Origin of the sequence: Micromonospora sp. NPDC000316, from assembly GCF_042898885.1 — a bacterium.
In the GTDB taxonomy this organism is placed as follows: domain Bacteria; phylum Actinomycetota; class Actinomycetes; order Mycobacteriales; family Micromonosporaceae; genus Micromonospora.
In genome coordinates, this window is record NZ_JBIAZG010000009.1 from 104,911 (window position 1) to 126,683 (window position 21,773).

21 protein-coding genes are annotated in these 21,773 nt (G+C 71.2%); 4 read left to right on the top strand and 17 right to left on the bottom strand.

What is annotated here, in order from left to right; translation table 11 throughout:
- Positions 1-31 precede the first annotated feature (31 nt).
- Positions 32-409, top strand: a complete 378-nt coding sequence (locus ACFY2Q_RS19065; protein WP_387131800.1) for a nuclear transport factor 2 family protein — start codon at positions 32-34, stop codon at positions 407-409.
- Positions 410-421: 12 nt separating this feature from the next.
- Here the strand turns inward: ACFY2Q_RS19065 and ACFY2Q_RS19070 are convergent, their stop codons facing one another.
- The 7 genes from ACFY2Q_RS19070 to ACFY2Q_RS19100 form a co-directional block, all read right to left on the bottom strand.
- On the bottom strand, positions 422-907 hold the full coding sequence (locus ACFY2Q_RS19070; RefSeq protein WP_387131803.1) for a molybdenum cofactor biosysynthesis protein: 486 nt from the start codon (positions 905-907) through the stop codon (positions 422-424).
- 59 nt (positions 908-966) lie between these two features.
- Complete coding sequence (gene urtE, locus ACFY2Q_RS19075) at positions 967-1,662, bottom strand: urea ABC transporter ATP-binding subunit UrtE (protein ID WP_387131805.1); 696 nt, start codon at positions 1,660-1,662, stop codon at positions 967-969.
- Entirely contained in the window at positions 1,659-2,549 is an 891-nt protein-coding gene (gene urtD / locus ACFY2Q_RS19080) for an urea ABC transporter ATP-binding protein UrtD (protein WP_387131806.1), read from the bottom strand. Before urtD ends, urtE begins: the two co-directional genes overlap by 4 nt.
- Entirely contained in the window at positions 2,546-3,733 is a 1,188-nt protein-coding gene (gene urtC, locus ACFY2Q_RS19085; protein ID WP_387131808.1) for an urea ABC transporter permease subunit UrtC, read from the bottom strand. The genes urtD and urtC overlap by 4 nt, the downstream gene beginning before the upstream one ends.
- Positions 3,730-4,617, bottom strand: a complete 888-nt coding sequence (gene urtB, locus ACFY2Q_RS19090; protein ID WP_387131809.1) for an urea ABC transporter permease subunit UrtB — start codon at positions 4,615-4,617, stop codon at positions 3,730-3,732. The genes urtC and urtB overlap by 4 nt, the downstream gene beginning before the upstream one ends.
- A 75-nt stretch (positions 4,618-4,692) precedes the next feature.
- Positions 4,693-5,937 carry an urea ABC transporter substrate-binding protein gene (gene urtA, locus ACFY2Q_RS19095; protein ID WP_387131810.1) on the bottom strand — a complete coding sequence of 415 codons (1,245 nt, stop codon included), beginning with the start codon at positions 5,935-5,937 and terminating at the stop codon, positions 4,693-4,695.
- A gap of 414 nt (positions 5,938-6,351) precedes the next feature.
- Entirely contained in the window at positions 6,352-7,434 is a 1,083-nt protein-coding gene (locus tag ACFY2Q_RS19100) for a substrate-binding domain-containing protein (RefSeq protein WP_387131812.1), read from the bottom strand.
- Between the two features lie 96 nt (positions 7,435-7,530).
- Here ACFY2Q_RS19100 and ACFY2Q_RS19105 point away from each other — a divergent pair, with 96 nt between their 5' ends.
- Positions 7,531-7,986: a MarR family winged helix-turn-helix transcriptional regulator gene (locus ACFY2Q_RS19105; RefSeq protein WP_387131813.1), complete on the top strand. Its 456-nt coding sequence runs from the start codon at positions 7,531-7,533 to the stop codon at positions 7,984-7,986.
- Positions 7,987-8,724: 738 nt separating this feature from the next.
- On the opposite strand, the gene ACFY2Q_RS19110 is transcribed toward ACFY2Q_RS19105, so the two are convergent.
- The 6 genes from ACFY2Q_RS19110 to ACFY2Q_RS19135 all read right to left on the bottom strand — a co-directional run bounded on the left by ACFY2Q_RS19110 (position 8,725) and on the right by ACFY2Q_RS19135 (position 13,410).
- Positions 8,725-9,447, bottom strand: coding sequence for an urease accessory protein UreD (locus ACFY2Q_RS19110; protein WP_387131814.1), 723 nt, complete (start codon positions 9,445-9,447; stop codon positions 8,725-8,727).
- Complete coding sequence (ureG, locus tag ACFY2Q_RS19115) at positions 9,447-10,118, bottom strand: urease accessory protein UreG (RefSeq protein ID WP_387132088.1); 672 nt, start codon at positions 10,116-10,118, stop codon at positions 9,447-9,449. The genes ACFY2Q_RS19110 and ureG overlap by 1 nt, the downstream gene beginning before the upstream one ends.
- A gap of 157 nt (positions 10,119-10,275) precedes the next feature.
- Positions 10,276-11,070, bottom strand: a complete 795-nt coding sequence (locus ACFY2Q_RS19120) for an urease accessory protein UreF (RefSeq protein WP_387131815.1) — start codon at positions 11,068-11,070, stop codon at positions 10,276-10,278.
- Positions 11,070-12,773: an urease subunit alpha gene (locus ACFY2Q_RS19125; RefSeq protein WP_387131817.1), complete on the bottom strand. Its 1,704-nt coding sequence runs from the start codon at positions 12,771-12,773 to the stop codon at positions 11,070-11,072. The genes ACFY2Q_RS19120 and ACFY2Q_RS19125 overlap by 1 nt, the downstream gene beginning before the upstream one ends.
- Entirely contained in the window at positions 12,770-13,111 is a 342-nt protein-coding gene (locus ACFY2Q_RS19130; RefSeq protein ID WP_387131818.1) for an urease subunit beta, read from the bottom strand. The genes ACFY2Q_RS19125 and ACFY2Q_RS19130 overlap by 4 nt, the downstream gene beginning before the upstream one ends.
- Complete coding sequence (locus tag ACFY2Q_RS19135) at positions 13,108-13,410, bottom strand: urease subunit gamma (protein ID WP_357000165.1); 303 nt, start codon at positions 13,408-13,410, stop codon at positions 13,108-13,110. Before ACFY2Q_RS19135 ends, ACFY2Q_RS19130 begins: the two co-directional genes overlap by 4 nt.
- 327 nt (positions 13,411-13,737) lie before the next feature.
- Between ACFY2Q_RS19135 and ACFY2Q_RS19140 the strand changes: the two genes are divergently transcribed.
- Positions 13,738-14,142, top strand: coding sequence for a hypothetical protein (locus ACFY2Q_RS19140; protein WP_387131820.1), 405 nt, complete (start codon positions 13,738-13,740; stop codon positions 14,140-14,142).
- Positions 14,143-14,344: 202 nt separating this feature from the next.
- Here ACFY2Q_RS19140 and ACFY2Q_RS19145 read toward each other — a convergent pair whose 3' ends face one another.
- Positions 14,345-15,196, bottom strand: a complete 852-nt coding sequence (locus ACFY2Q_RS19145) for an alpha/beta fold hydrolase (protein WP_387131822.1) — start codon at positions 15,194-15,196, stop codon at positions 14,345-14,347.
- A gap of 140 nt (positions 15,197-15,336) precedes the next feature.
- Here ACFY2Q_RS19145 and ACFY2Q_RS19150 point away from each other — a divergent pair, with 140 nt between their 5' ends.
- Positions 15,337-16,203 carry a metallophosphoesterase family protein gene (locus tag ACFY2Q_RS19150; RefSeq protein ID WP_387131824.1) on the top strand — a complete coding sequence of 289 codons (867 nt, stop codon included), beginning with the start codon at positions 15,337-15,339 and terminating at the stop codon, positions 16,201-16,203.
- Positions 16,204-16,374: 171 nt separating this feature from the next.
- On the opposite strand, the gene ACFY2Q_RS19155 is transcribed toward ACFY2Q_RS19150, so the two are convergent.
- The 3 genes from ACFY2Q_RS19155 to ACFY2Q_RS19165 form a co-directional block, all read right to left on the bottom strand.
- Complete coding sequence (locus ACFY2Q_RS19155; RefSeq protein ID WP_387131826.1) at positions 16,375-18,762, bottom strand: discoidin domain-containing protein; 2,388 nt, start codon at positions 18,760-18,762, stop codon at positions 16,375-16,377.
- Positions 18,763-18,943: 181 nt separating this feature from the next.
- Positions 18,944-20,797, bottom strand: a complete 1,854-nt coding sequence (locus tag ACFY2Q_RS19160; RefSeq protein WP_387131829.1) for an adenylyl cyclase — start codon at positions 20,795-20,797, stop codon at positions 18,944-18,946.
- A gap of 418 nt (positions 20,798-21,215) precedes the next feature.
- On the bottom strand, positions 21,216-21,758 hold the full coding sequence (locus ACFY2Q_RS19165) for a hypothetical protein (RefSeq protein ID WP_387131832.1): 543 nt from the start codon (positions 21,756-21,758) through the stop codon (positions 21,216-21,218).
- Between the last annotated feature and the right edge of the window lie 15 nt (positions 21,759-21,773).

A 21,773-nucleotide genomic window follows, 5' to 3' on the forward strand; every position in this document is an offset into this window, starting at 1 on the left:
GGAGGACGCCGACGAGGAGGGATGGCACACCATGCCGGACAGCGAACGCGAGGCGGAACTGCTCGACGCCGAGCGCACCCTGCAGGCCGCGCAGCGAGCCGGCGACGTCGCCGCCCTCGACCAACTGCTCGTCGACCAACTGATCGCTGTCGGCCCCGACGGCCGCCAGTACACAAAGCAGGAGGACCTGGCCACGCACCGGGACCGCACCTCTGTCATCGAGGACCTGGTGGAGGAGGAGTTGGATCTGCTCGTCGCCGGGTCGACAGGGGTGACGTTCTTCCTCGGCCGGGTCGCCGGTGTCGCCGACGGTGAGCCGTTCACTGCGCGCCTGCGGTACACCCGGACGTGGGTCCACGACGACAGGCACGGATGGCGCGTCCTCGCCGCACACATCAGCGCGGTCTGACCCGCCGGGCCGCTAGCTCGCGGGTGCCCGTTCGACTGTGGCCTCGATCGGGCCGACGCGCAGCAGGCCGTCGTTGAGAGGCGTACAGCGGATGCCACCCGTGGTGCGCAGCGCCTTCCACGCACCGGGGCCGACAGTGACGTCCATCCACGCGCACGGGCGGGCCGCGCGGTTGACCCGCAGGCTGACCGGGCCGTCACCGGAGTCGAGGACGAGCACCTTGCCGATCAGCTCGTCCACCGCGATCCCCGTGGTGAGGACGTTGCGCCGCACCTGCGCCAGGCCGATGCCGTCGGGCAGCGACTCCTGGGCGATCACCGTCACGCTTGCGTCGCGGTGCGCCGGCTTGCCGAAGTAGCGGTCGCCGACGATGCCGAGGCCGGCCCGGATCTGGACGACGTCGACCAGCTCACCGGGCGGGGCCGGTGCCGGGCCGTCGGTGGGCCGGCCCAGGAAGCGATGCACCGGCGAGGCCAGCAACTCGACGATCCGCGACATGGCACGAATTCTACGAACCGGACCTCGCGTCCCGGGTCGGCTCGGGGTTCCCCGCCGGCTCAGACCGCCAGGGCCGCCCGGACCTCCCGTTCCGCGGTGACACCGCCGTCGCCGCGCGAGGTCACCCGGCCGGATTCCAGCACGTGGTAGCGGCTCGCCACCCGCAGCGCGAAACCCAGGTGTTGTTCGACGAGGAGCACGCTGAAGCCGGGTTGCCGGGTCAGCTCGACGATCCGCTCCTGGATCTCCGCGACGACAGACGGCTGGATGCCCTCGGTCGGCTCGTCGAGCATCAGCAGCCGCGGCCGGGTGATCAGCGCGCGGGCGATGGCCAGTTGCTGGCGTTGGCCACCGGAGAGCAGCCCGGCCCGTCGGCGCAGCAGCGCGCGCAGCGCCGGAAAGAGGTCCAGCACCTCCGCCGTCGCCACCGCACCGTCGCGCCGCCCGTCGGCGACGAGGCGTAGGTTCTCCGCCGCCGTCAGGTGTGGGAAGCACTGCTGGCCCTGCGGGACGTACGCCATCCCACGCGCCACCCGCTCGTGCGGGCCGAGCCGGGTGACGTCCTCGCCGTCCAACTCGACCGTGCCGGCGCTGGGGCGCAGCAGGCCGGCGGCGACCCGCAGCAGCGTGCTCTTGCCGGCGCCGTTGTGCCCGAGCACCGCCGCCACCCCGTCCGGCGGGACGGCCAGGTCGACTCCGTGCAGCACCCGACTGCGCCCGTATCCGGCGTGCACCCCACGCAGGGTCAGCATCATGCCTCCAGACCGCTGGTGGCCGACCCGGCGTCGACCGGGTGACCGAGATAGACCTCCTGCACGCGCGGGTCCGCCTGGACCTGCGCCACAGTGCCCTCGCTGAGCACCCGACCGGCGTGCAGCACTGTGACGCTGCGGGCGAACCGGCGCAGGAAGTCCATGTCGTGCTCGATCACGACGACAGTGCGGTCCCGGCTCACCGTCTCCAGCAGGGCGCCGGTGGCGTCGCGTTCCTCGTGGCTCATTCCGGCGACGGGCTCGTCGAGCAGCAGCAGCCGCGCGTCCTGCACCAGCAGCATGCCGATCTCCAGCCACTGCTTCTGGCCGTGCGCGAGCGTCCCGGCGAGCTGGTCGGCCCGCCCGGTGAGCCCGATCGTGTCCAGCGCGGCGGCTACCTCGTCGGGGACGCCGCGCCGGCGACGGGCCAGTGTCGCCCAGCCGCGTCGAGCGCCGGCGGCGATGTCGAGGTTCTGCACCACCGTCAGCTCCTCGAAGACCGTCGACGTCTGGAAGGTCCGTCCGATGCCCAACCGGCTGATCTTGTGCACCGGGCGGCCGAGCAGTTCCTGGTCGCCGAACCGGACCGAGCCGGTGGCCCGGACCAGGCCGGTGACCGCGTCGACGACTGTGGTCTTGCCGGCGCCGTTGGGCCCGATCAGGAACCGGATGTCACCGGCAGGCACCTCCAGCGAGACGCCGTCGACGGCAGTGAACCCGTCGAAGCTGACCCGCAGATCACGGACGGACAACCCGTCCAGCCGGTCGCCGCTCATGGCGTGCTGGCCGGGCATGCCCTCACGGCCCTCGCTGCGCTCGGTGCGTTCGCTCATGCCGTGCCGGCCGGGCATGCCCTCACGGCCCTCGCTGCGCTCGGTGCGTTCGCTCATGCCGCCGGCACCTCCGTCCGCTCCGCGCGGCGCCGGCCGAGCGGCGACCAGCCGCGTCTGCGCTGTCGCGCGCCGCCGTCGCGGCGGCGGGCCAGCGCCCACAGCGACGCCAGGCCGCCGGGCAGGAACGCGACAACCACCACGAACAACAGCCCCTGCAGGTACGTCCAGGTGCCGGGAAACCGTTCGGAGAGGGCGGTACGCGCCCACACCACCGCGACCGCACCCAGCACCGGGCCAAGCAGTGTGGCGCGGCCACCGACAGCGACCCCGATGACGAACTCGATCGACGGGACGATGCCGATCAGCGCCGGCGAGATGATGCCCACCGCCGGCACGAACAGCGCACCGGCGAGCCCCGCCATGCCTGCCGCGACGACGTACGCGACGAGCTTCACCGACGCCGGGTCGTAGCCGAGGAAACGCACCCGCTCCTCGCCGTCGCGGACGGCCACCAACAGTTCGCCGTAGCGGCTGTGGATGAGCTGGCGCGTCAACGCGAGCAGCCCCAACAGGATGCCGGCGATGATGAAGTAGACCATCCGCTGGTTGACCGGGTCGTCCAGGTCGTAGCCGAAGAAGCCCTGGATGTCAGTGAGCCCGTTGGTGCCGCCAGTGGTGCCCTGCTGACCGATCAGCAGGATCACCATGGCGGCGGCGAGGGCCTGGCTGAGGATGGCGAAGTACGCGCCCCGCACCCGGCGACGGAACACGAGCGAGCCGAGCCCGAACGCGACAGCCATCGGCAGCAGCACTGTGGCGGGCAGCGCGAACCACGGGCTGGCGAACGGCCGCCACCACACCGGCAGTTCGTCGAGTTGCCCGTACAGCTGCATGAAGTCGGGCATCCCGCCGGGACCCGCGTCGGCGAGCTTGAGATGCATGGCCATCGCGTAGCCACCGAGGCCGAAGAAGACGCCCTGGCCGAGGGTGAGCATCCCGCCCCGGCCCCAGGCGATCCCGATGCCGACCGCGACCATGGCGACGCAGAGGTACTTGGCGAGCAGCGACAGCCGGAAGTCCGACAGCACAAGCGGTGCCACCGCGAACAGCAGCGCCGCGCCGACCGCGAAGCCCGCCGCCGTCCGCAGCCGTGACCGACCTCCGGGCGGGTTCGGCGGTACGGCGCCGGCGGGTGCCGGCTGCACTGCGGTGTCCGGCGGCGCGGGTGTCACGGCGGTCATGCGAGGCTCCTGGTCCGCAGGGTGAACAGGCCCTGTGGTCGCCACTGGAGGAACGCGACGATCGCCACGAACACGATCACCTTGGCGACGCTGAGGGTGGTCAGGTACTCCCCGGTGGCCTGGAGCACGCCGAGGGCGAAGGCGACGATCACGCTGCCCTTGAGTTGGCCGATCCCGCCGACCACGACGACCAGGAAGGCGTCGATGATCAGGTTGGTGCCCATTGTCGGGCCGATCGGGCCGAGCAGGGTGAGTGCGACACCGGCGAGCCCGGCCAGGCCGGAGCCGATGAAGAAGGTCGTCCGGTCGACGCGGGCGGTGGGGATGCCGGACACGGCTGCGAGGTCGCGGTTCTGCACGACGGCGCGGATCCGGCGGCCGAGCGGGGTGAGCCGCAGCGCCAGGGTGAGCGCCGCGACAGCGGCCAACGCCAGGGCGAGGATGAACAGGCGGTTGTTGGCGACGGTCAGGCCGCCGGGCAGCGCCACGTTGCCGGTGAGCAGTTCCGGCGCGCGGGTCTGCACGTTCGGGCTGCCGAAGACGTCGCGGGCCAACTGTTGCAGCATCAGCGACACACCCCAGGTGACGAGCAGGGTGTCCAGCGGTCGGGCGTAGAGCCGGCGGATCAGCAGGACCTCCAGCAGCACACCCATCGTGCCGGCGACCACGAACGCCACAGGCAACGCGACAAGCAGCGACATGCCCGCGCCGGTGATGCTCTGCTGGAGGACGTACGTGGTGTAGGCGCCGGCCATGATGAACTCGCCGTGCGCCATGTTGATCACGCCCATCTGCCCGAAGGTCAGTGCCAACCCGAGCGCGATGAGCAGCAGCACGGCGCCGATGCTGATGCCTGTGAAGAGTTGACCGAAGAGGACTGTCACAGTGCGTACTCCGAACTGCTTGTCGGGTGGCCCGGGCGGGCCGCGCGGCAACACGCCCCGCCCGGGCCGGCGAGGTCAGCTCAGGCCGCTCGCCCACGGGTAGCTCTTGAGGTACGGGTCCGGCTCCACGGGCTTACCGGAGTTCCACACCTCGGTGATCAGACCGTCGGCGCCGATCTTGCCGATCCGGGCGGTCTTCGCGATGTGCTGCGTCTCCCCGTCGACGGTGACCAGGCCCTCGGGAGCGTCGAAGGTGATCCCGTCGGAGGCAGCACGAACCTTCTCCACGTCGAACGCGCCGGCCTTCTCGACCATCGCCTTCCACAGGTACACGCTGACGTAGGCGGCCTCCATCGGGTCGCTCGTCGGCTTGTCCGCGCCGTACTTCGCCTTGTACGCGGCCACGAACTTCGCGTTGGCGGCGCCGGGCGTGGTCTGGTAGTAGTTCCAGGCCGTCAACTGGCCCTGGAGGTATTGCGTGCCGATGCTCTTGACCTCCTCCTCGGCGATCGACACCGACACCACAGGCATCGCGGCGGCGGTCAGGCCCGCCGACTTGTATTCCTTGAAGAAGGCCACATTGCTGTCACCGTTGAGGGTGTTGAACACGGCTGCGGCACCGGAGGATTTGACCTTGTTGACGATCGTGCCGAACTCGGTCGAGCCCAGGGGCGCATAATCCTCACCCAGGACGTTCATCCCGTTCGCCGCCGCGTACGCCTTGATGATTTTGTTGGCCGTCCGCGGAAAGACATAGTCGCTGCCGAGCAGATAGACCGACTTGACGCCCTGCGCCTTGAGGTAGTCGAGACCGGGAACGATCTGCTGGTTGGTCGTCGCTCCGGTGTAGAAGATGTACGGCGACTGTTCCAGCCCTTCGTACTGCACCGGGTAGAACAGCAGCGCCTTGTTCTTCTCGAACACCGGCTTGACCGCCTTGCGGCTGGCCGACGTCCAGCAGCCGAAGACGGCCGCGACGCGATCCACGGAGACGAGTTTCTCGGCCTTCTCGGCGAAGGTGGGCCAGTCCGACGCACCGTCCTCGCCGACCGGCTGGATTTTCTTGCCGAGGACGCCACCGGCCGCGTTGATCTCCTCAACCGCGAGCATGATGGAGTCGCGGACGGTGACCTCGCTGATCGCCATGGTCCCGGAGAGCGAGTTGAGCAGGCCCACTTTGACGGTGTCGCCGGAGATGTCGGCGGTGACGCCGGTCGCGCCGCCCTCGTCGCTGGTCTTGCTGCCGCACGCGGTCATCGCGGCCGCGGCGACCAAGGTCATGGCACCCGCCAGGATGCGGCGGCCCCGGAATAATGACATCAATTCTCCCTTCGGTGCACGTGAAGTGTCGAATGGACGGTCGGTGCGGTCCGTGGAGCTGGGGAGGGCGATGCCGGGTGCGACGGGTGGACGCCGATCAGGCACCGACTCGGATATGGCACCGAAAGCGTCGACCGGCATCATTGCGATGATGTTTCCCGGTCCTTAATTGACTGTTTCCGCGCTATCGGCGGCGCGCATGCGAAAGCGGCCGACGCCGCGAGTGGAAATCGGCGTCGGCCGTTAAGGAATCCGGAGAATAGCGCGCCACAATGGTCGGCCATCGGATTTTTTCGACGGCGCACGCATTCGTGGTATCCGTCCCCGTGGACCGGATACTTCACACAGGAAGCATCTTAGGTCGGGGGCAGGTACGGCTGTCAAGGGCTCTGCCGCACGGGCGGTGCCATCGCGTCAGAGTTGGGCGAGCACTGTGAAGTCGAGCCCGTCGGCTTCGGCCAGGTAGATCCGCTGGCGCACGTGGCGCCGCCGCAGCCGTAGTCGCCCACGCGGCCCGTGGTAGGCAACCGTGTCGGCGGCCGTCTCGATCGCCCGCACGTCGAGGGTGCGCGCCTGTCCGATGAGGGCGGCGAGCAGCATCACGCCCTCGTAGCAGGACTCCCCCAGGCTGCCCAGCGGTGGGGCCTCCACTCCGAAGCGGCGGGCGAACTCCCCGTGGAAGTCGAGGTTCTCCTGGGTCACCAGGCCGGCGAAGAAACCCGCCGTGCTGTACAGCCGTCTCGTCGCGCCGGCACCGCTGGCCAGCAGCATGTTCTCGTCCATGAGGGTGCTCAGACGCAGACAGCGCTGGTCCAGACCGGACCGGGCGAACGCCCTGTTGAACCGCACCGCGTCCGCGCCGACCAGCAGCATCAGCACCGCGTCGGCCTCGCTGTGTTCGATGCGGCACAGCACCGCGTCGAAGTCGTGCGCCTCCAGCGGCAGGAAGCTCTGCCCCACCACCCGACCGCCGGCACGCAACGCGTACCGCTGCGCGGCCCGCGCGGTGCGCCGCGGCCACACGTAGTCGTTGCCGACCACAAACCAGCGGCGTACGCCCTGCTCCCCGGCGAGCATCCGCATGGCAGGCCACAGTTGGGCGTCCGGTGTCTCGCTGGTCAGGAAGACCCCTTCGGTGCTCTCACCACCCTCGTACAGGGCTGTGTAGACGTAGGGCACCCGGTGCGCGACCCGGGGTGCCAGCGCTTGCCGCACCGACGAGATGTGCCATCCGGTCACTCCCTGCACGGCCCCCACCGACACAAGTGCCTCGACCTCGGCGGCCACCTCGGCCGGCGGGGCGCCGCCGTCGACCGGGATCAGCCGCACCTCCCGACCCAGCACGCCGCCACTCCGGTTGATCTCCTCGACGGCGAGCTGGGCGCAGAGTTCGCAGGTCGGGCCGAACATTCCCGCCGGTCCGCGCAGTGGATACACAAGCGCGATGCCGACCACTGTCGAATCGACGGTGAGCCACGGCGCTGCCAGCGCGGACATGAGCACATGATTGCCCGGCCCACGTCGGAAGACCAGAGTTCGGCACCGACCGGGATGACTCGGTAACATGACGGTGCCACCGGACCAGGGAGATCCATGTCAGACGTGCCCGGGGCGCCAGCCGACCTGCTGCGCTCGCTCACTCGCGCCGAACGGCTGCTCTCCCGCCGCCTGGGTGCTGTCCTCGCCGACGACGGGCTGACAATCGAGGCGTGGCGCGTGCTCTGTCTGCTCGCCGACGGTCAGGGCCACCCGATGAGCGCGGTGGCCGCCGAGGCGTCACTGCCGCCCGGCACCCTCACCAAGCTTGTCGACCAACTCGTCGACCGTAACCTCGTCTTCCGCCGGGTGGACGCGCTGGACCGTCGGCGGATCCGCGCCTACCTGACGGCCCGGGGCCGACGCGAGCACGCGCGCCTCGATCAGCGGGTCCGGGCCAGCCTGGCCGAGCTGGGTCTCCCCGACGCCGCCGACCTGACCAGCCAGCTCGGCACCCTGATCAACCGCCTCGACCCCGCCCTGCACAGCGAGCGCGCGGCCGCTCACCCCTGACCCGGCACGGCCAGCCGCCCGACCACGAGCCACCGCCCATCCCGGGCCGCCGCCCGGCCAACGCCCGCCGCCCGCCGCCCGGCCAACTCCTACCGCCCGCCGCCCGGCCAACTCCTACCGCCCGCCGCCCGGCCAACGCCCGCCGCCTGCCGCCCGGCCAACACCCGCCGCCCGCCGCCTGCCGCCTGCCGCCCGGCCAACGCCTACCGCCTGCCGCCCGGCCAACGCCTACCGCCCGGCCAACGCCTACCGCCTGCCGCCCGCCTCCTGCTGCCGGCCTCCTGCTGCCGGCCGCCGGCCACCGGCCGATGCGGTTCCTTAGGCGTGATTCCGCTGTGGCATCTTGATGCCACAGCGGAATCACGCTTAGACCAACCTGCCCAGACGGGCGCCGACACACCCGGCGGTCATCGCCTCCGGCGAGCGGCCGCGCCGCTGCCGACGCCGATCTTCGTCGACCGGGACCCCGCAGCGACCATCCCTCCGGCAGCCGACGTGAGCCCCACGGGCACCCACACGAGCACGTCGCGGGCCCGCGACGCGGCCAAGCCGGCCGGCCGGCCGACGACAACTCCGCCCGCAACCCGCCAGGACAGCTGTCAGCAGGCCACACCGCCAGCACTCCACCCCCGCCAGCACTCCACCCCGCCAGCACTCCACCCCGCCAGCAAGCCAGCCGCCAGCCGCCAGCCGCCAGCGCGTCGAACGGCTCTGGCGGGTCGGCGTAGCGGTCTGGCGCTAGCCGGTGAGGTGGGTGCGCAGGGTGTGGGCGTCGAGGGCGGTCGCGGTCCACAGTGTCGCCGGCCCGTCGGCGAGGGGCAGCCGAGCGACGGCGCCGTCGGCCCACACCTGTGCTGGCTGTGCAGGGCTCGACGGGTCTACCACCAGCAGCGACCCGGTGGCCGACGCGCCGCCGAGCACCGCGGGGCCAGCCCAGCCGGGGGCGTGCGGCCCGACGGCCAGCGACTGCCGCAGCAGCGGCCGGTCGTCGTAGTCGACACTCGTGTGCACGACGGCGCTGCCGGGCTCCTCACCGAACCGGCCGCAGATCAACTCGTCGCGCCAGCGCAGGCTCGCCTCGGCGGCAAGTTCCACGCGGGACTCGGCGAGGTGCGCGCAGCCGGCCGCCGCGACCAGTTGCTCCGGCAGCCAGTGCAGCGTGGCGCCGGCGTGCACCACCGCCCGTACGACCATCCGGGACACGGCGCCCGGGCGGCCGGGCAGGGCGACCGACGCGGCGACCGTCTGCACACGCACCGCGGCACCGGGCCCCACCTCGATGTCCAACCGGAGGTCGTCGCCTGCGAGGGGGCCGGCGGCGCCTCCCACGACGTACACCGTGGGGGTGCCGTTTCGGGCCGGGGTCTGACGCAGCAGCAGCGGCGTTTCACCGTGCACCTCGACCAGGGCCGTGCCGCCCCGGCCGTCGGCGCGGGCGACCATCCGGGCGGACGCCCGCATCAGGCCGGGCCGGGCGACGCGGCGAGCGGGTGCAGAGCCGCGTGGTGGGCCAGTTCGTGCCGGATCCAGTCGGCGACCCGACCCGCAGTCGGATCGGCCACGATGGACAGGAAGAGGGTCGGCAGGTCGCCGCGTCGGGCGCGGGCGTCCCGGTCCATCACCGCCAGGTCGGCGCCCACCATCGGTGCCAGATCGGTTTTGTTGATCACCAGCAGGTCGGCGGCGGTGACCCCCGGCCCGCCCTTGCGCGGCACCTTGTCACCGCCGGCCACATCCACCACGAAGATCTGCCGGTCGGCAAGGCCCCGGCTGAAGGTCGCTGTCAGGTTGTCGCCGCCGCTCTCCACAAGCACCAGGTCCAGCGGGCCCACCGTCTCGGCCAGTTCGTCCACGGCGTCGAGGTTGGCACCGATGTCGTCGCGGATGGCCGTGTGGGGGCAGCAGCCGGTTTCCACAGCGCGGATGCGCTCCGGGTCCAGCACACCTGCCCGCTTGAGAAAGTCGGCGTCCTCGGTGGTGTAGATGTCGTTGGTCACCACCCCGAGCCGCAGCTCGCCGGCGAAGGCCCGGCAGAGCGCCGCCACCAGGGCGGTCTTGCCGGAGCCGACCGGTCCACCGATGCCGACCCGCAGGGCCCGGCCGGCCCGCGCCAGCGGCGGGTGCGGGTCCACTCCCGGCTCCGGATGGGTGTGCGGAACGGACTCGTCGTGCGGCTCAGCGGTCGGCCCGGCGACGGGCACAGCGGCGTTGGGCACAGCGGCGTTAGGCACTGCGGCGGCGGGCACAGCGGTCGGCCCGGTAGCGGAGACGGCGGCGGGTACAGCGGTGTCAGGACGCAAAGAGACGCACCTCCCAGGTGGCATGCACTTCGGCATGGATGTCGGCGAGCGGAGCGGCGGCGGACGGCAGCCGCTCCGGTGGGTCGTCGGCGGCCCGGGCCGCGTCTGCGGCGGTGCCGTCGCAGACGTCGGCGAGGCCGACAAGCAAAGCCTGGACCTGGTACGGGTCCAGGCCGAGCAGGCGTACGCCGGCACTTGCCGCACCGGTCACCGTGCCGTACGCGGCGATGGTGGCGGTTTCGGTGCGACTCAGCCCGGCGGCGGCGCAGAGCAGCCCGAGGACCAGCGGCTGGTGTGCTCCCCCGGGTGTGCTGGGCAGGTCGGTGAACGCGGCGTCCGGCCAGATCGTCCGACCGGCGCGCAGCAGCGCCCGGCCCTGCCGGCGGGACACCGCGCGCAACGCCGGGGAGGCGGTCCGCGCGTCCAACTCGGCGTCGAGCCGCGCCAGGGTCGCCCGACGGTGGGCCGCCCCGGCCGGGGTCGACGCCGCGCCCGACCCGGCACGCTCCGCAGTCCCGGCACCGTCTGGCGCCACCGCCGTCCCGGCACCGACGCGCTCCACCGTCTCGGCACCGTCGGGCGCCGCCGTCCGGTGTGCCGCCGCCGCGAACGCCGCACCGACGAGCCCGGCGGTGGCCAGGCGACCGAGCAGGAACGCCTCCAACGATGCCAGATCGTCGACCCGGCCGGCGGCCACGGCCGCCTCCAGGCCGCCGGAGTGCGCGTGCGCCCCGGCCGGAAAGCGCCCGTCGGCCAGCAGCAGGACAAGGCTGGACGTGGCCATCAGAACAGGAAGTACCGCTGGGCCATCGGCAGTTGGGGCACCGGGTCCGGTTCCACCACCTGGCCGTCGATCCGGACGGTGAAGGTGTCCGGGTCCACCTCGATCCGGGGCATCGCGTTGTTCTCCGGCAGGTCGGCCTTTCCCCGGGACCGCACGTCGGCGACCGGCACCACCCGACGCCGCACGTCCAGGCGCAGCCCGGCGTCGAGCGCGGCGGGCGCCACGAAGGTCAGGCTGGTGGCTGCCGCGGCGGCACCGTACGCCCCGAACATCGGGCGCGGCAGCATCGGCTGCGGGGTGGGGATCGACGCGTTGGCGTCACCCATCTGGGCGTACGCGATCATGCCGCCCTTGATCACCAGGTGTGGGCGTACCCCGAAGAACGCCGGGTCCCAGAGCACCAGGTCGGCGAGCTTGCCCGGCTCGACGGAGCCGATCTCCCGTTCCAGCCCGTTGGCCATCGCGGCGCAGATGGTGTATTTCGCCACGTATCGTCGGGCCCGGTGGTTGTCCGCCGCACCGTCGCCCGGCAGGGCACCCACCCGTTCCTTCATCACGTGTGCGCTCTGCCAGGTCCGCAGGATCACCTCGCCGACGCGGCCCATCGCCTGCGCGTCGGAGCCGATGATGGAGATCGCCCCGAGGTCGTGCAGCAGGTCCTCGGCGGCCATCGTGGAGGGTCGGATGCGGCTCTCGGCGAAGGCCAGGTCCTCCGGCACGGACGGGTTGAGGTGGTGGCAGACCATCAGCATGTCCAGGTGCTCGGCGAGGGTGTTGCGGGTGTACGGCCGGGTCGGGTTCGTCGACGACGGCAGCACGTTGGGCTCGCCGGCCACGGTGATGATGTCCGGCGCGTGCCCGCCTCCGGCGCCCTCGGTGTGGTACGAGTGGATGGCCCGCCCGCCGATCGCGCGCAGGGTGTCGGCCACGAAGCCGGCCTCGTTGAGGGTGTCGGTGTGGATCGACACCTGGACACCGGAGGCGTCCGCCACCCGCAGGCAGGCGTCGATCGCGGCCGGGGTGGTGCCCCAGTCCTCGTGCAGCTTGAAACCGCCAGCACCGGCCCGCAACTGCTCCCAGAGCGCCTCGGCGGAGACGGTGTTGCCCTTGCCGAGCAGCAGGACGTTTACCGGCAGGGTGTCCAGCGCCTCGTGCATCCGGGCCAGGTGCCACGCGTTCGGGGTGACAGTGGTGGCTCGGGTGCCCTCGGCGGGGCCGGTGCCACCACCGACGAGCGTGGTGATGCCGCTGGCCAGCGCCTCGGTGACGATCTGCGGGCAGATGAAGTGCACGTGGGTGTCGACGGCGCCTGCGGTGAGGATCCGACCGTTGCCGGCGATCACCTCGGTGGCTGGGCCGATGACCAGGTCGGGATGGACGCCGGGCATGGTGTCCGGGTTTCCGGCGCGGCCCAGGGCGACGATCCGGCCGTCGCGTAACCCGACGTCGGCCTTGACCACTCCCCAGTGGTCGAGCACGACGGCGCCGGTGATGACGGTGTCGAGGGCGCCCTCGGCGCGGGTGGCGCGGGACTGCCCCATCGACTCGCGGATCACCTTGCCGCCGCCGAAGACCACCTCGTCGCCGCCGACGCAGTGGTCGGTCTCGACCTCGATGAGCAGGTTCGTGTCGGCGAGGCGGATGCGGTCGCCCGTGGTGGGGCCGTACATGTCGATGTAGCGGTCCCGCCGCACGGCGCTCACCGCGCCAGCCCGTCGGCCGTCGGCGCGTCCGGGTCGAGCCGCCCGGCGCACTCCCCGCGCAGACCCGGCACGACGCGTGCGCCGCCGAGCGGGACGAGGTCCACGCTGCGGTTGACGCCCGGCTCGAACCGGACCGACGTGCCCGCCGGCACGGCGAGCCGCTGCCCCCAGGCCGCCTCCCGGTCGAAGGCCAGCGCCGGGTTGGTCTCGGCGAAGTGGTAGTGCGAGCCCACCTGCACCGGCCGGTCGGCGGTGTTCACCACAAGCAGGGTGGTCACCGGGCGGCCGACGTTGATCTCGACCGGGCCGTCGGCCGGCAGGATCTCCCCGGGGATCACGGGATCGGGTGGTGCACCGTCACGAGCTTGGTGCCGTCCGGGAACGTCGCCTCCACCTGCACCTCCCTCAGCAGCTCGGGGATGCCGTCCTGGACGTCGTCGCGGTCGAGCACGGTCCGGCCGGCCGACATCAGGTCGACCACCGACCGGCCGTCGCGGGCGCCTTCGAGCAGAAACACGGTGATGAGCGCGACGGCTTCGGGGTAGTTGAGTCGCAGGCCGCGCTCGCGGCGGCGGCGGGCGACATCGGCCGCGACGTGGATGAGCAGGCGGTCCTGCTCGTGCGGGCTGAGGAACACGGGATCTCCCGGTGGGATCGGCGCGCCCGGCTCGCCGGCTCCGCGCGGAGCCGCACCGGGCAGCGACACACCCCGGGGTACGAGCTGGAGTCACACGACCGCCAGGCTCGCTGACGACGGGGTGCCCCGGGACTCCACCATCCCGGCCCGCGCGACGAGCACCCGGCGGCTTCCGGTCGGATGCGGACCGCACCGCCCACCGCTTGAGCAGACCGTAGAGGATCGCCATCGGCCGGGGCAACACTTCGTTCCGGATGACGGTGACCCCCGCAATGGTGGGGTACGGGCACTCATCGCGTACGGCGAGGCACAGGGCATGATCACCGGGTGACGACGACCAGAGGTACGCAGAAGCTGCTCGGCGCGTTGTTCCTGGCGGTGGCCACGGTCGGGGTGTGGCTGCTCTGGCTGGGCTGGGACACCAAGGTCACTGTCGACCCGGAGACCAGCTCGACGAGCGGCCCGTACGCGCCGTGGCAGGTGATCGGCTGCGTGCTGACGCTTGTGCTGCTCGCCGGCCTGGCCGGTACGCGGCTGAGCCCGCGGCTCGTCGCCCCGATGATGACCGTCGCCTTCACGGTGGCCTGGTCGTGGCAGGCCGCGTCGAGCGACGACAGCGGGTTGTGGGCGGTCGGCGGGTTCCTGGTGCTCGTCGGCATGGCGGCCGGCAGCACCGTGGTGAGCCTCGCCGGCCGGCGCATCGGCCGAGCGCTGGCCAGCCGGAGCCGCTAGCGCGCCGGCGATCCGGTGGGCGCGCTGCCCGGGCTGGCGGCGGCCGGGGTGCACACCGTGGCCATGCTCGGCACGGCCCTGGCCGTGGCGGTGCTTGTCTACCGCCGGGGTGGAGTGCGGGACGACCCGACCCGCGCTGGCCGTGGGCCAGCGCGGGTCGGACCAAACGGCTACCGCGCCGCAGCGGGGCCGGCCGCGACGGTCAGGCGCGAGCCTTCGCCGGCTGCTTCAGGAAGTCCATGATCGCCTTGTTGACGTCGTTGGCGTTCGTCCACGGGAGACCGTGCGGCGCGCCCTTGAGGGTGACGAGTTGGGCGGTCGGCAACATCGGCGCGAGCCGCTGGCCGGTCACCGGGTAGGGCAGCACGTTGTCCTTGTCGCCCTGGACGATAAGCACCGGCACGTCGATCTTCGGCAGGTCGGGGCGGAAGTCCTCCTGCCAGGCGTCCACGCTGTCGTGGGTGGCCTTGGCCGAGCCCATCGCACCGATCTGCCAGTGCGCCCGGTACGCCTCGTCGCTGACCAGCTTGCCCTTGTTCTCGCTGTAGTTGAAGAACGCGTCGCAGAACTGGGTGAGGTAGGCGAAGCGGTCCTTGATGATGGCGTCCTGGAAGCCCTTGAAGAGGCTTGTGTCCACGCCCTCCGGGTTGTCCTTCGCCTTCGCCAGCATCGGTTGCAGCGGGCTGAGCAGCACGGCCTTGCTCACTCGCTGCGAGCCGTAGTTGGCCAGGTAACGGACGACCTCGCCGGTGCCCATCGAGTGGCCCACCAGGACCGCGTCGCGCAGGTCCAACTCGGTCATCAGGACGTCGAGATCCGCCGCGAAGGTGTTGTAGTCGAACCCGAACGCCGGCTGCGCCGAGTTGCCGAATCCGCGCCGGTCGTAGGTGATGGTCCGATATCCTGCGTTCAACAACGCGTTTGTTTCCTTCTCCCACGTTGCCCCGTTGAACGGGAATCCGTGGATCAACACCACCGGCTGACCGGATCCGTGGTCCTCGTAGTACAGGTCGATGGGCGCGGAGTTTTCGGTCCCTACGGTGATGAAAGGCATGTGTGTCTCCTGCTCCGGATCGGGGCTGTCGGACGCCTTGTGACTTCCCGTCGGGTCGCCGGATATGCGGGCGACCGGATTCGCCCGACAGGGCAGGAACAGGGGTTTTCCGATCGGGTGGCGCCGCCTAGCGTTGGGGCGTGACTCCTTCCCCCCGGCTGCGGGCCGTCAGCGACCTGCACATCGGCTATCCGGAGAACCGCGCGTTCGTCCAGGAACTACGCCCGGAGCACGACGGCGACTGGTTGCTCGTCGCTGGCGACGTGGCCGAGCGGTACGCCGACATCGAGTGGGCGCTCGGGCTGCTGAGCGACCGTTTCGCGAAGGTCGTCTGGGCGCCGGGCAACCACGAGCTGTGGACGCCGCCCAACGACCCGGTGCAGCTGCGCGGCGAGGCGCGCTACCAGGAGTTGGTGCGGCTGTGCCGGCGGCTGGGGGTCGTCACGCCTGAAGATCCGTACCCGGTGTGGGACGGTGTGGGCGGGCCGGCCACGATCGCCCCGCTCTTCGTGCTCTACGACTACACGTTCCGGGTGCCCGAAGCGCGCACCAAGCAGGAGTCGCTGGAGCTTGCGCACGCCGCCGGTGTGGTGTGCACCGACGAGGCGTTGCTGCACCCCGATCCCTACCCGAGCCGCGAGGCGTGGTGCGACGCCCGGGTCACCGAGACCGAGCGTCGGTTGGCCGGGCGCGATCCGGCGCTGCCGACAGTGCTCGTCAACCACTACCCGCTGGTGCGGGAGCCCACCGACGTGCTGTGGTACCCGCAGTTCGCCCAGTGGTGCGGCACGGTCCGCACCCGCGACTGGCACCTGCGCTTCGGTGCGGCCACGATGGTCTACGGGCACCTGCACATTCCTCGGACGACCTTCTATGACGGGGTTCGTTTCGAGGAGGTCTCGCTGGGCTATCCGCGGGAGTGGCGCCGGCGCGGGCCGACGCCCCGCCCGGTACGCACCATCGACCCGGCGGAGGACGTACGCCGGCGCGCATCCATCAGCGGGTAACAGTCCCGCAATCATCGACGTTACTCGCTGCCTCGTGGTCCGACCGATGGGCGCATGAATCTGGATGGCACGTTCGTCGAGTGACTGCTTCGGTTTGAAGGAGCGATCCGGCTGGCCCGCTCGATGAGGTGGCGGCCGCCGGTCGGCGTCCGGCGGCCGCCCTACGTCCGGTCAGCTGGCGTACACCTCCAGTGCCGCGAGTTGCCCAGCCGGCCAGCCGGTGTTGCCGGTGACGGCGATCCGCACGTAGCGGGTCTGGGCGGCGCTGAAGGTCAGCGTCACCTGGTTGCCGGTGGCCGGGTTGAAGGTGCGACCGGCCGCCGCGACGAGCGTGCCGAAGGTGCCCCCGTCGGTGCTGCCCTGCACGGCGAGGGTCTGCGTCCGGGTGGCCCAGGCCGATGACGGCGGCAGCTTCAGCACCACCCGCCCGACTGTGCGCGTCGCGCCCAGGTCGACCTGGACCCACTGCGGGAACGCGTTGTTGGCGCTCTCCCAGTAGCTGTTCGCGTCACCGTCGACGACGTTGCCCGACCCGTAGCTCTGGACGTGGCTGCTCTCGCTTGTGGATCGTCCGTGGGCGAGGTCGGAGTTGGCCGGCGCGTCGGTGGTGACGGTTACCGCGTTCGAGGCCGCCGAGGTGTTGCCGGCGGCGTCGCGCGCGGTGACCGTGAAGGTGTACGAGGTGGACGGGCTGAGCCCGCTCACGGTCGCCGTGGTGCCCGTGACCGTGGTGACCACCGTGCCGCCCTGGCGTACCTGGTAGCCGGTCACCCCGTTGTCGTCGGTGGATCCCGTCCAGGCCAGGGACACGCTGCTCGACGTCCGTCCGGTCACGGTGAGGCCGCTCGGGGCGGACGGCGGGTTGTCCGTGGTGCCGCTGGCGGCGTACACCTCGACCTGGGAGAGCTGGCCCGCCGGCCAGCCGGTGTTACCGGCGATGCTCAGCCGGATGTGGCGGGCCGTGGTGGTCGTCAGCGTGCGGGTGACGGTGTTGCCGGTCGCCGGGTCGAACGTGAACGCGGATGCCCCGGCGATTGTCGAGAAGGAGCTGCCGTCGACGCTGCCCTGCACGGTGATGGTCTGGGTGCGCCCGCCCCAACTGGCGGGCAACCGGAGCACCAGCTTGTTGACCTGGTGGCTGACGCCGAGGTCGACCTGCCACCAGTGCGGGAACGAGCCACCGCCGCTCTCCCAGTAACTGCCGGCGTCGGAGTCCACCGCGTTGGATGCCACGAAGGGGCCGTTCTGGCTGCTCGCCGAGGTGGAGCGGCCGGCGGCGAGGTTCCCGCTGGCTGGCGGTGGCGTGCCGACCATCGGCGGTGTCGGGCGAACGGCGGTGAGCGCGAGCTGCCCCTTGAGCATCCGGCCGCCGTCGGCGGTGATCCGCAGGTAGTAGTCGGAGGAGCAGGCCACGCCGTCCTCGTCGAGCGCCCGGATGTTCGCGCCGGCAGGGGTGGTGGCCTGCGTCTCGGACGTCTTGGCGATCTGGTTGCCCTCGTTGTACTCGTCGAACATGGACACGTAGAGGCCCTGCGAGCCGAGCCGGACCATGTTGTAGATGTGCCGCCAATAGAAGTCGCCGTGCCGGCGGTGCCCCCCGGCGAGGTCACCGGGCATCACGCAGGGCAGGTAGTCGATGCCGCGCGCCGCGCAGTCGGCCATGTCGCCGACGTTGACGTTGTTGTAGTACGAGTCGAGCCCCTCCAGGGTGTCGGTCCGGTAGACCATCCAGGGCGAGATGGCGTTGAACGCGTGGTAGACGTCGAGGAAGCCCGAGCGGGAGTCGTTGATCCCCTGCCGCCACCAGGTCGGCACGCCACCGATGACGTAGCAGCCCTGCGCCTTGAACCAGTTGACGACCTCCAGGCAGGGCCCGGGGGCGAAGGGTCGGCTCGGTTCGCTGAAGCCGAAGCCCCAGATGCAGACAACAGGCTTGCCGTTCTGTCGGGCGTACGCGCTGGACGCGGTGTGCGCGGACATCTTCGTCGTCCAGTCGGTCTTGATGTCCGACTGCATGCTCAACCAGTCGGTGACGTCGTACATGATGTAGAACTTGCGGCCGTACCGCTCGGCGGCGGAGCGCACCTTCTGGGTCATCGCGTCGCGGGTCGGCCCCTCGTCGCCCGTCGGGTTGAACCGCTGCAACGCGGCCGTGTCGCAGCCGTACTCCTGCATCCAGCGGAAGTGGGTGTCCACCGTCTGCTGGTCGTACGAGGAGAAGAGGGTGGCCGGCGAGCCGTTGCCGAGGTTGGGGTACGCGGTGGTGTAGCTGCGGGTGTACTCGCGCATGTCCGGCCAGGACACGATCGTGGTGTTGCTGGGCGAGGGCGGCTGGAACCGGTCGCGGCTCCAGTGCCACCAGCCGCCGATGGGCGCCGAGTCGCCGGGGGCGCTGAACCAGCCCTGGTAGCCGACCGTCACCTTGCCGACCACGTCCCCGGGAGGGCTGGCGGCGTACGCGGGGCTGGCGAGTGTGCTGAGCAACTCGGTGGTGGAGGCGGCGGCGAGGGCGGACCCCGCGAGCACTGACGTGACGAACCTGCGGCGGGTTACCGCCATGACGACCACTCCTTCGGGACGGAAGGCATTGACGGTCATCGTGGCAGCACCCGACGGTGGCCCGCAAGAGTTCGACTGAGCATTGGAATTTGAGGTCAGGAAGGCGGAAGGAGCCGATCGGACAAGCGGCGGGGGCCGGAGCCACACCGGGCTCCGACCCCCGTTCGGTACGCCTGACCCGTCACGGGGTCGGGTACTCCACGATGTAGACCGGGGCACCGACCTTCGTCATGTCGGCAGCCTCGCCGACGCCGTTGACCACGTGGTCGATCGTGCCGGCGCTGAGGTTGACGGTCATGATGTGGTGCAGCTTCACGCCCGGCCTCTTCGGCACCTCGAAGCCGTTCTCGGTGCGGATCGACGGGTTGTTCTGGTTGAAGACGTAGACCCCACCGCCGTACAGGGTGTGGTGGCGCACCCGGTCGCCCACCTTGTAGCCGGCCCACCCCTCGACCCGGCCGTTCATCCAGTCGGCCTGCGTCGGCGGGTCGTACGGCAGCTCGTTCTGGTAGAGGATCGTGGTGCCGTGCTCGCCGTTCCACACGGTGTTGTAGCGCTGGAAGTGCTCCACGAACAGGCCGGTGGCGGTCACGTGGTCGCCGTTGATGACCGCGCCGAAGCGACCGGTGTTGGTGCGCCAGCGGTCGGTGTCACCGTTGACGCCCTCGGTGAAGCCCTCGACGCCATGGTCACCGCGCCAGACCCAGGTGTGGTCGATGAGCACGTTGTCGCTGTTGACCTCCAGCGCGGTGTTGGTCCGGCCGATGTGCGGGCCGCCGACGCGGAAGTACACGTCGGACAGCGTGGTCGGGTTGGTGCGGCTGCTGGCGTTGTGACCGTGCTGACGGCCGACCCGCAGCAGGACCGGCGACTCGACGCGGCCGGCGTCGATGGTGACGCCCGCGACGATCACGCCGGGGACTCCGGCGACGTCCAGCGGGACGGCCCCGTTGACGGCGGTGAGCGTGGCGTGCCCGATACCGAGCACCACCGTGTTGGCGCGGCGGATCTCGATGCTGCGGGCGATGCCGTACACCCCGGGGGTGAGCAGCAGGTGCTTGCCGCGCGCCAGTTGGCTGTTGATGACGCGCACCGGGTCGGACGGCTTGGCGATGAAGAAGTCACCAATGGGGATGGTCCGCCCCGGCGTCATGCCGTCGGCCCAGGAGACACCCCGGCTGTCGCGCTGCGCCGCGGGCACGCGCACGTTGTAGCGGCCCTTGCCGTCGACGTACAGGTAGGGCTTCTCCCGGCTCAGCGGAGTGGTGTCGAGTGTGGTGTACGGCGGGTCGGGGAACGTGGCGTCGTCGGGTGCGCCCTCGACCCCTGCGAAGACCTGGTTCCACACGGCGTTGGACCAGCCGGCGACCTCACTGTTGCGGGTCAGCCACTGCTGCTGGGATCCGTTCGTGGTGGCCGGCAGCCGCGAGTCGGCGATGAATCCGCCGCTGGCGTACTGCGGGCCGGCGGTGCAGTAGTCCATCAGCGACAGCCCGCCGCCGTCGATGTTGAGCCGGCGCATCGACACGGCCTGGGACACGGCCCAGAAGTTTGCCGTGGCCCGACAGTCGTCCTGACCGGCCGCGTTGATGGTGAGCGACAGGTTGGACAGGGTGCGCCAGAAGTTGACGAGCGCGAGGCAGTTGCCGGTGCCGCCGTCGGCGAGGCAGCGGTTGTAGACCTCCAGCTTGCCGTTGACTGTGACGTCGGTGGGTGAGGCGCCCAGGCCGGACACCTCGGTGTAGTAGCCGACCTTGGCCTGCAACGGCTGCCCGGCCGCGCCGTAGGTGCCCGGCTTGAACAGGTAGGCGTGCCGCTCGGTGCCCATCTCGTTGTCGACCTGGCGGGCGTGCGCCGCGTCGAGGGTCCGCTGGATCTCGCCGACCGGCATGGCCGGGTCGAAGATCGTCACGTTGGGGCCGAAGTCGGGTGCGCCGTGCGTGGGGCGACCGGCGCTGGCGGCGGTGCTGGTCATGGTGACGGTGGCGGTCACCAGCAGTGCGAGCAAGAGGGTACGACGGGACGGGGTTGTCATGCGGGTTCGTCCTCTCCGCTGGCCGGACGGACTTCCGGCGCGGCTCGGGGCTGTGAGAGCGCTCTCTCAGCTCGTTTCTACCCGGTGCGACGCCCGCACGCCATGCCCCGGGGCCGGCAACTTCGGCGGGACGCGTGGGAAGCACATACGCCATGCGGCGGTCACCGCGTCGAGCGACGGGTTCGTCGACGACGGTGGCGGCCCTCAGGGGGTGTGTTCGTGTCCTTTGCTCTGCTTCAACGGACGCAACACCTGGCGTCCGGATAGCGGACGCGCCGTGTTGCGTGGGTTGAAGCAGAGCAAAGGACACGACAGGTAGCTGCCCGACCTCGCCAGCCGTACGGCCTCCTGGGTGTCGGCCGTGTTTGGTGACAGCCGGGACTGTGCCGCACTGTGCCGTCCCCGCCTACGATCCGCCTCAGGTGCCGGTGTCCGGAGCGGTCAACGGGATCGGCAACGCCTGCTCGGCCGCCGTGCCGCCGCCGACAGAGTGCGCTGGCGCGGGACGGTCGCCGGTGCGGCTGTGCAGCCGCCCGCGCCCCGCCGGCCCGGCACGGCGGGTCACCTCGACTGTCACCATCTGCACCGGCGGTGGCGGTGCGGTGAAGCGTCCGACACCCCAGCGCACCCAGATCGGGACCCGCCCGGCGTCCGCCTCGGCCCGCAGCTTCTGCACCGTCCGCGCCCGGTCGGTGCGGTCGACCTCCACGACGACAGGCGGGCTGTCCGGGCGGGCGCACGCCACGTCGAGAACGGAGTGCCGCTCCTGCATGGGCGGCGGCAGTGGCAGCACGCTTGGCGCCCGCCGGTAGACCCGCCAACCCTGCGCCTGCCCCCAGCGCGCCACCGAGTCGATGACCCGTGTGGTGACCTCGTCGGCGTCCAGGTCGACGAATGTCAGCTCGGCCAGCCAGCGGCCCAGGTCCGCGGCCAGCCGCTCTCCCTGCGCCGTGACGTCCACCGGCGCAGGATAACG

Excerpts from the sequence above, each read along its gene's own strand:
- ACFY2Q_RS19120 (WP_387131815.1), bottom strand. The coding sequence starts at position 11,070 with ATGGCCACGTCCAGCCTTGTCCTGCTGCTGGCCGACGGGCGCTTTCCG.
- ACFY2Q_RS19110 (WP_387131814.1), bottom strand. The coding sequence starts at position 9,447 with ATGCGGGCGTCCGCCCGGATGGTCGCCCGCGCCGACGGCCGGGGCGGC.
- urtA (WP_387131810.1), bottom strand. The coding sequence starts at position 5,937 with ATGTCATTATTCCGGGGCCGCCGCATCCTGGCGGGTGCCATGACCTTG.
- ACFY2Q_RS19070 (WP_387131803.1), bottom strand. The coding sequence starts at position 907 with ATGTCGCGGATCGTCGAGTTGCTGGCCTCGCCGGTGCATCGCTTCCTG.
- ACFY2Q_RS19155 (WP_387131826.1), bottom strand. The coding sequence starts at position 18,762 with ATGGCGGTAACCCGCCGCAGGTTCGTCACGTCAGTGCTCGCGGGGTCC.
- ACFY2Q_RS19100 (WP_387131812.1), bottom strand. The coding sequence starts at position 7,434 with ATGTCCGCGCTGGCAGCGCCGTGGCTCACCGTCGATTCGACAGTGGTC.
- ACFY2Q_RS19145 (WP_387131822.1), bottom strand. The coding sequence starts at position 15,196 with ATGCCTTTCATCACCGTAGGGACCGAAAACTCCGCGCCCATCGACCTG.
- ACFY2Q_RS19105 (WP_387131813.1), top strand. The coding sequence starts at position 7,531 with ATGTCAGACGTGCCCGGGGCGCCAGCCGACCTGCTGCGCTCGCTCACT.
- urtD (WP_387131806.1), bottom strand. The coding sequence starts at position 2,549 with ATGAGCGAACGCACCGAGCGCAGCGAGGGCCGTGAGGGCATGCCCGGC.
- urtC (WP_387131808.1), bottom strand. The coding sequence starts at position 3,733 with ATGACCGCCGTGACACCCGCGCCGCCGGACACCGCAGTGCAGCCGGCA.
- urtE (WP_387131805.1), bottom strand. The coding sequence starts at position 1,662 with ATGATGCTGACCCTGCGTGGGGTGCACGCCGGATACGGGCGCAGTCGG.
- ACFY2Q_RS19065 (WP_387131800.1), top strand. The coding sequence starts at position 32 with ATGCCGGACAGCGAACGCGAGGCGGAACTGCTCGACGCCGAGCGCACC.
- ACFY2Q_RS19160 (WP_387131829.1), bottom strand. The coding sequence starts at position 20,797 with ATGACAACCCCGTCCCGTCGTACCCTCTTGCTCGCACTGCTGGTGACC.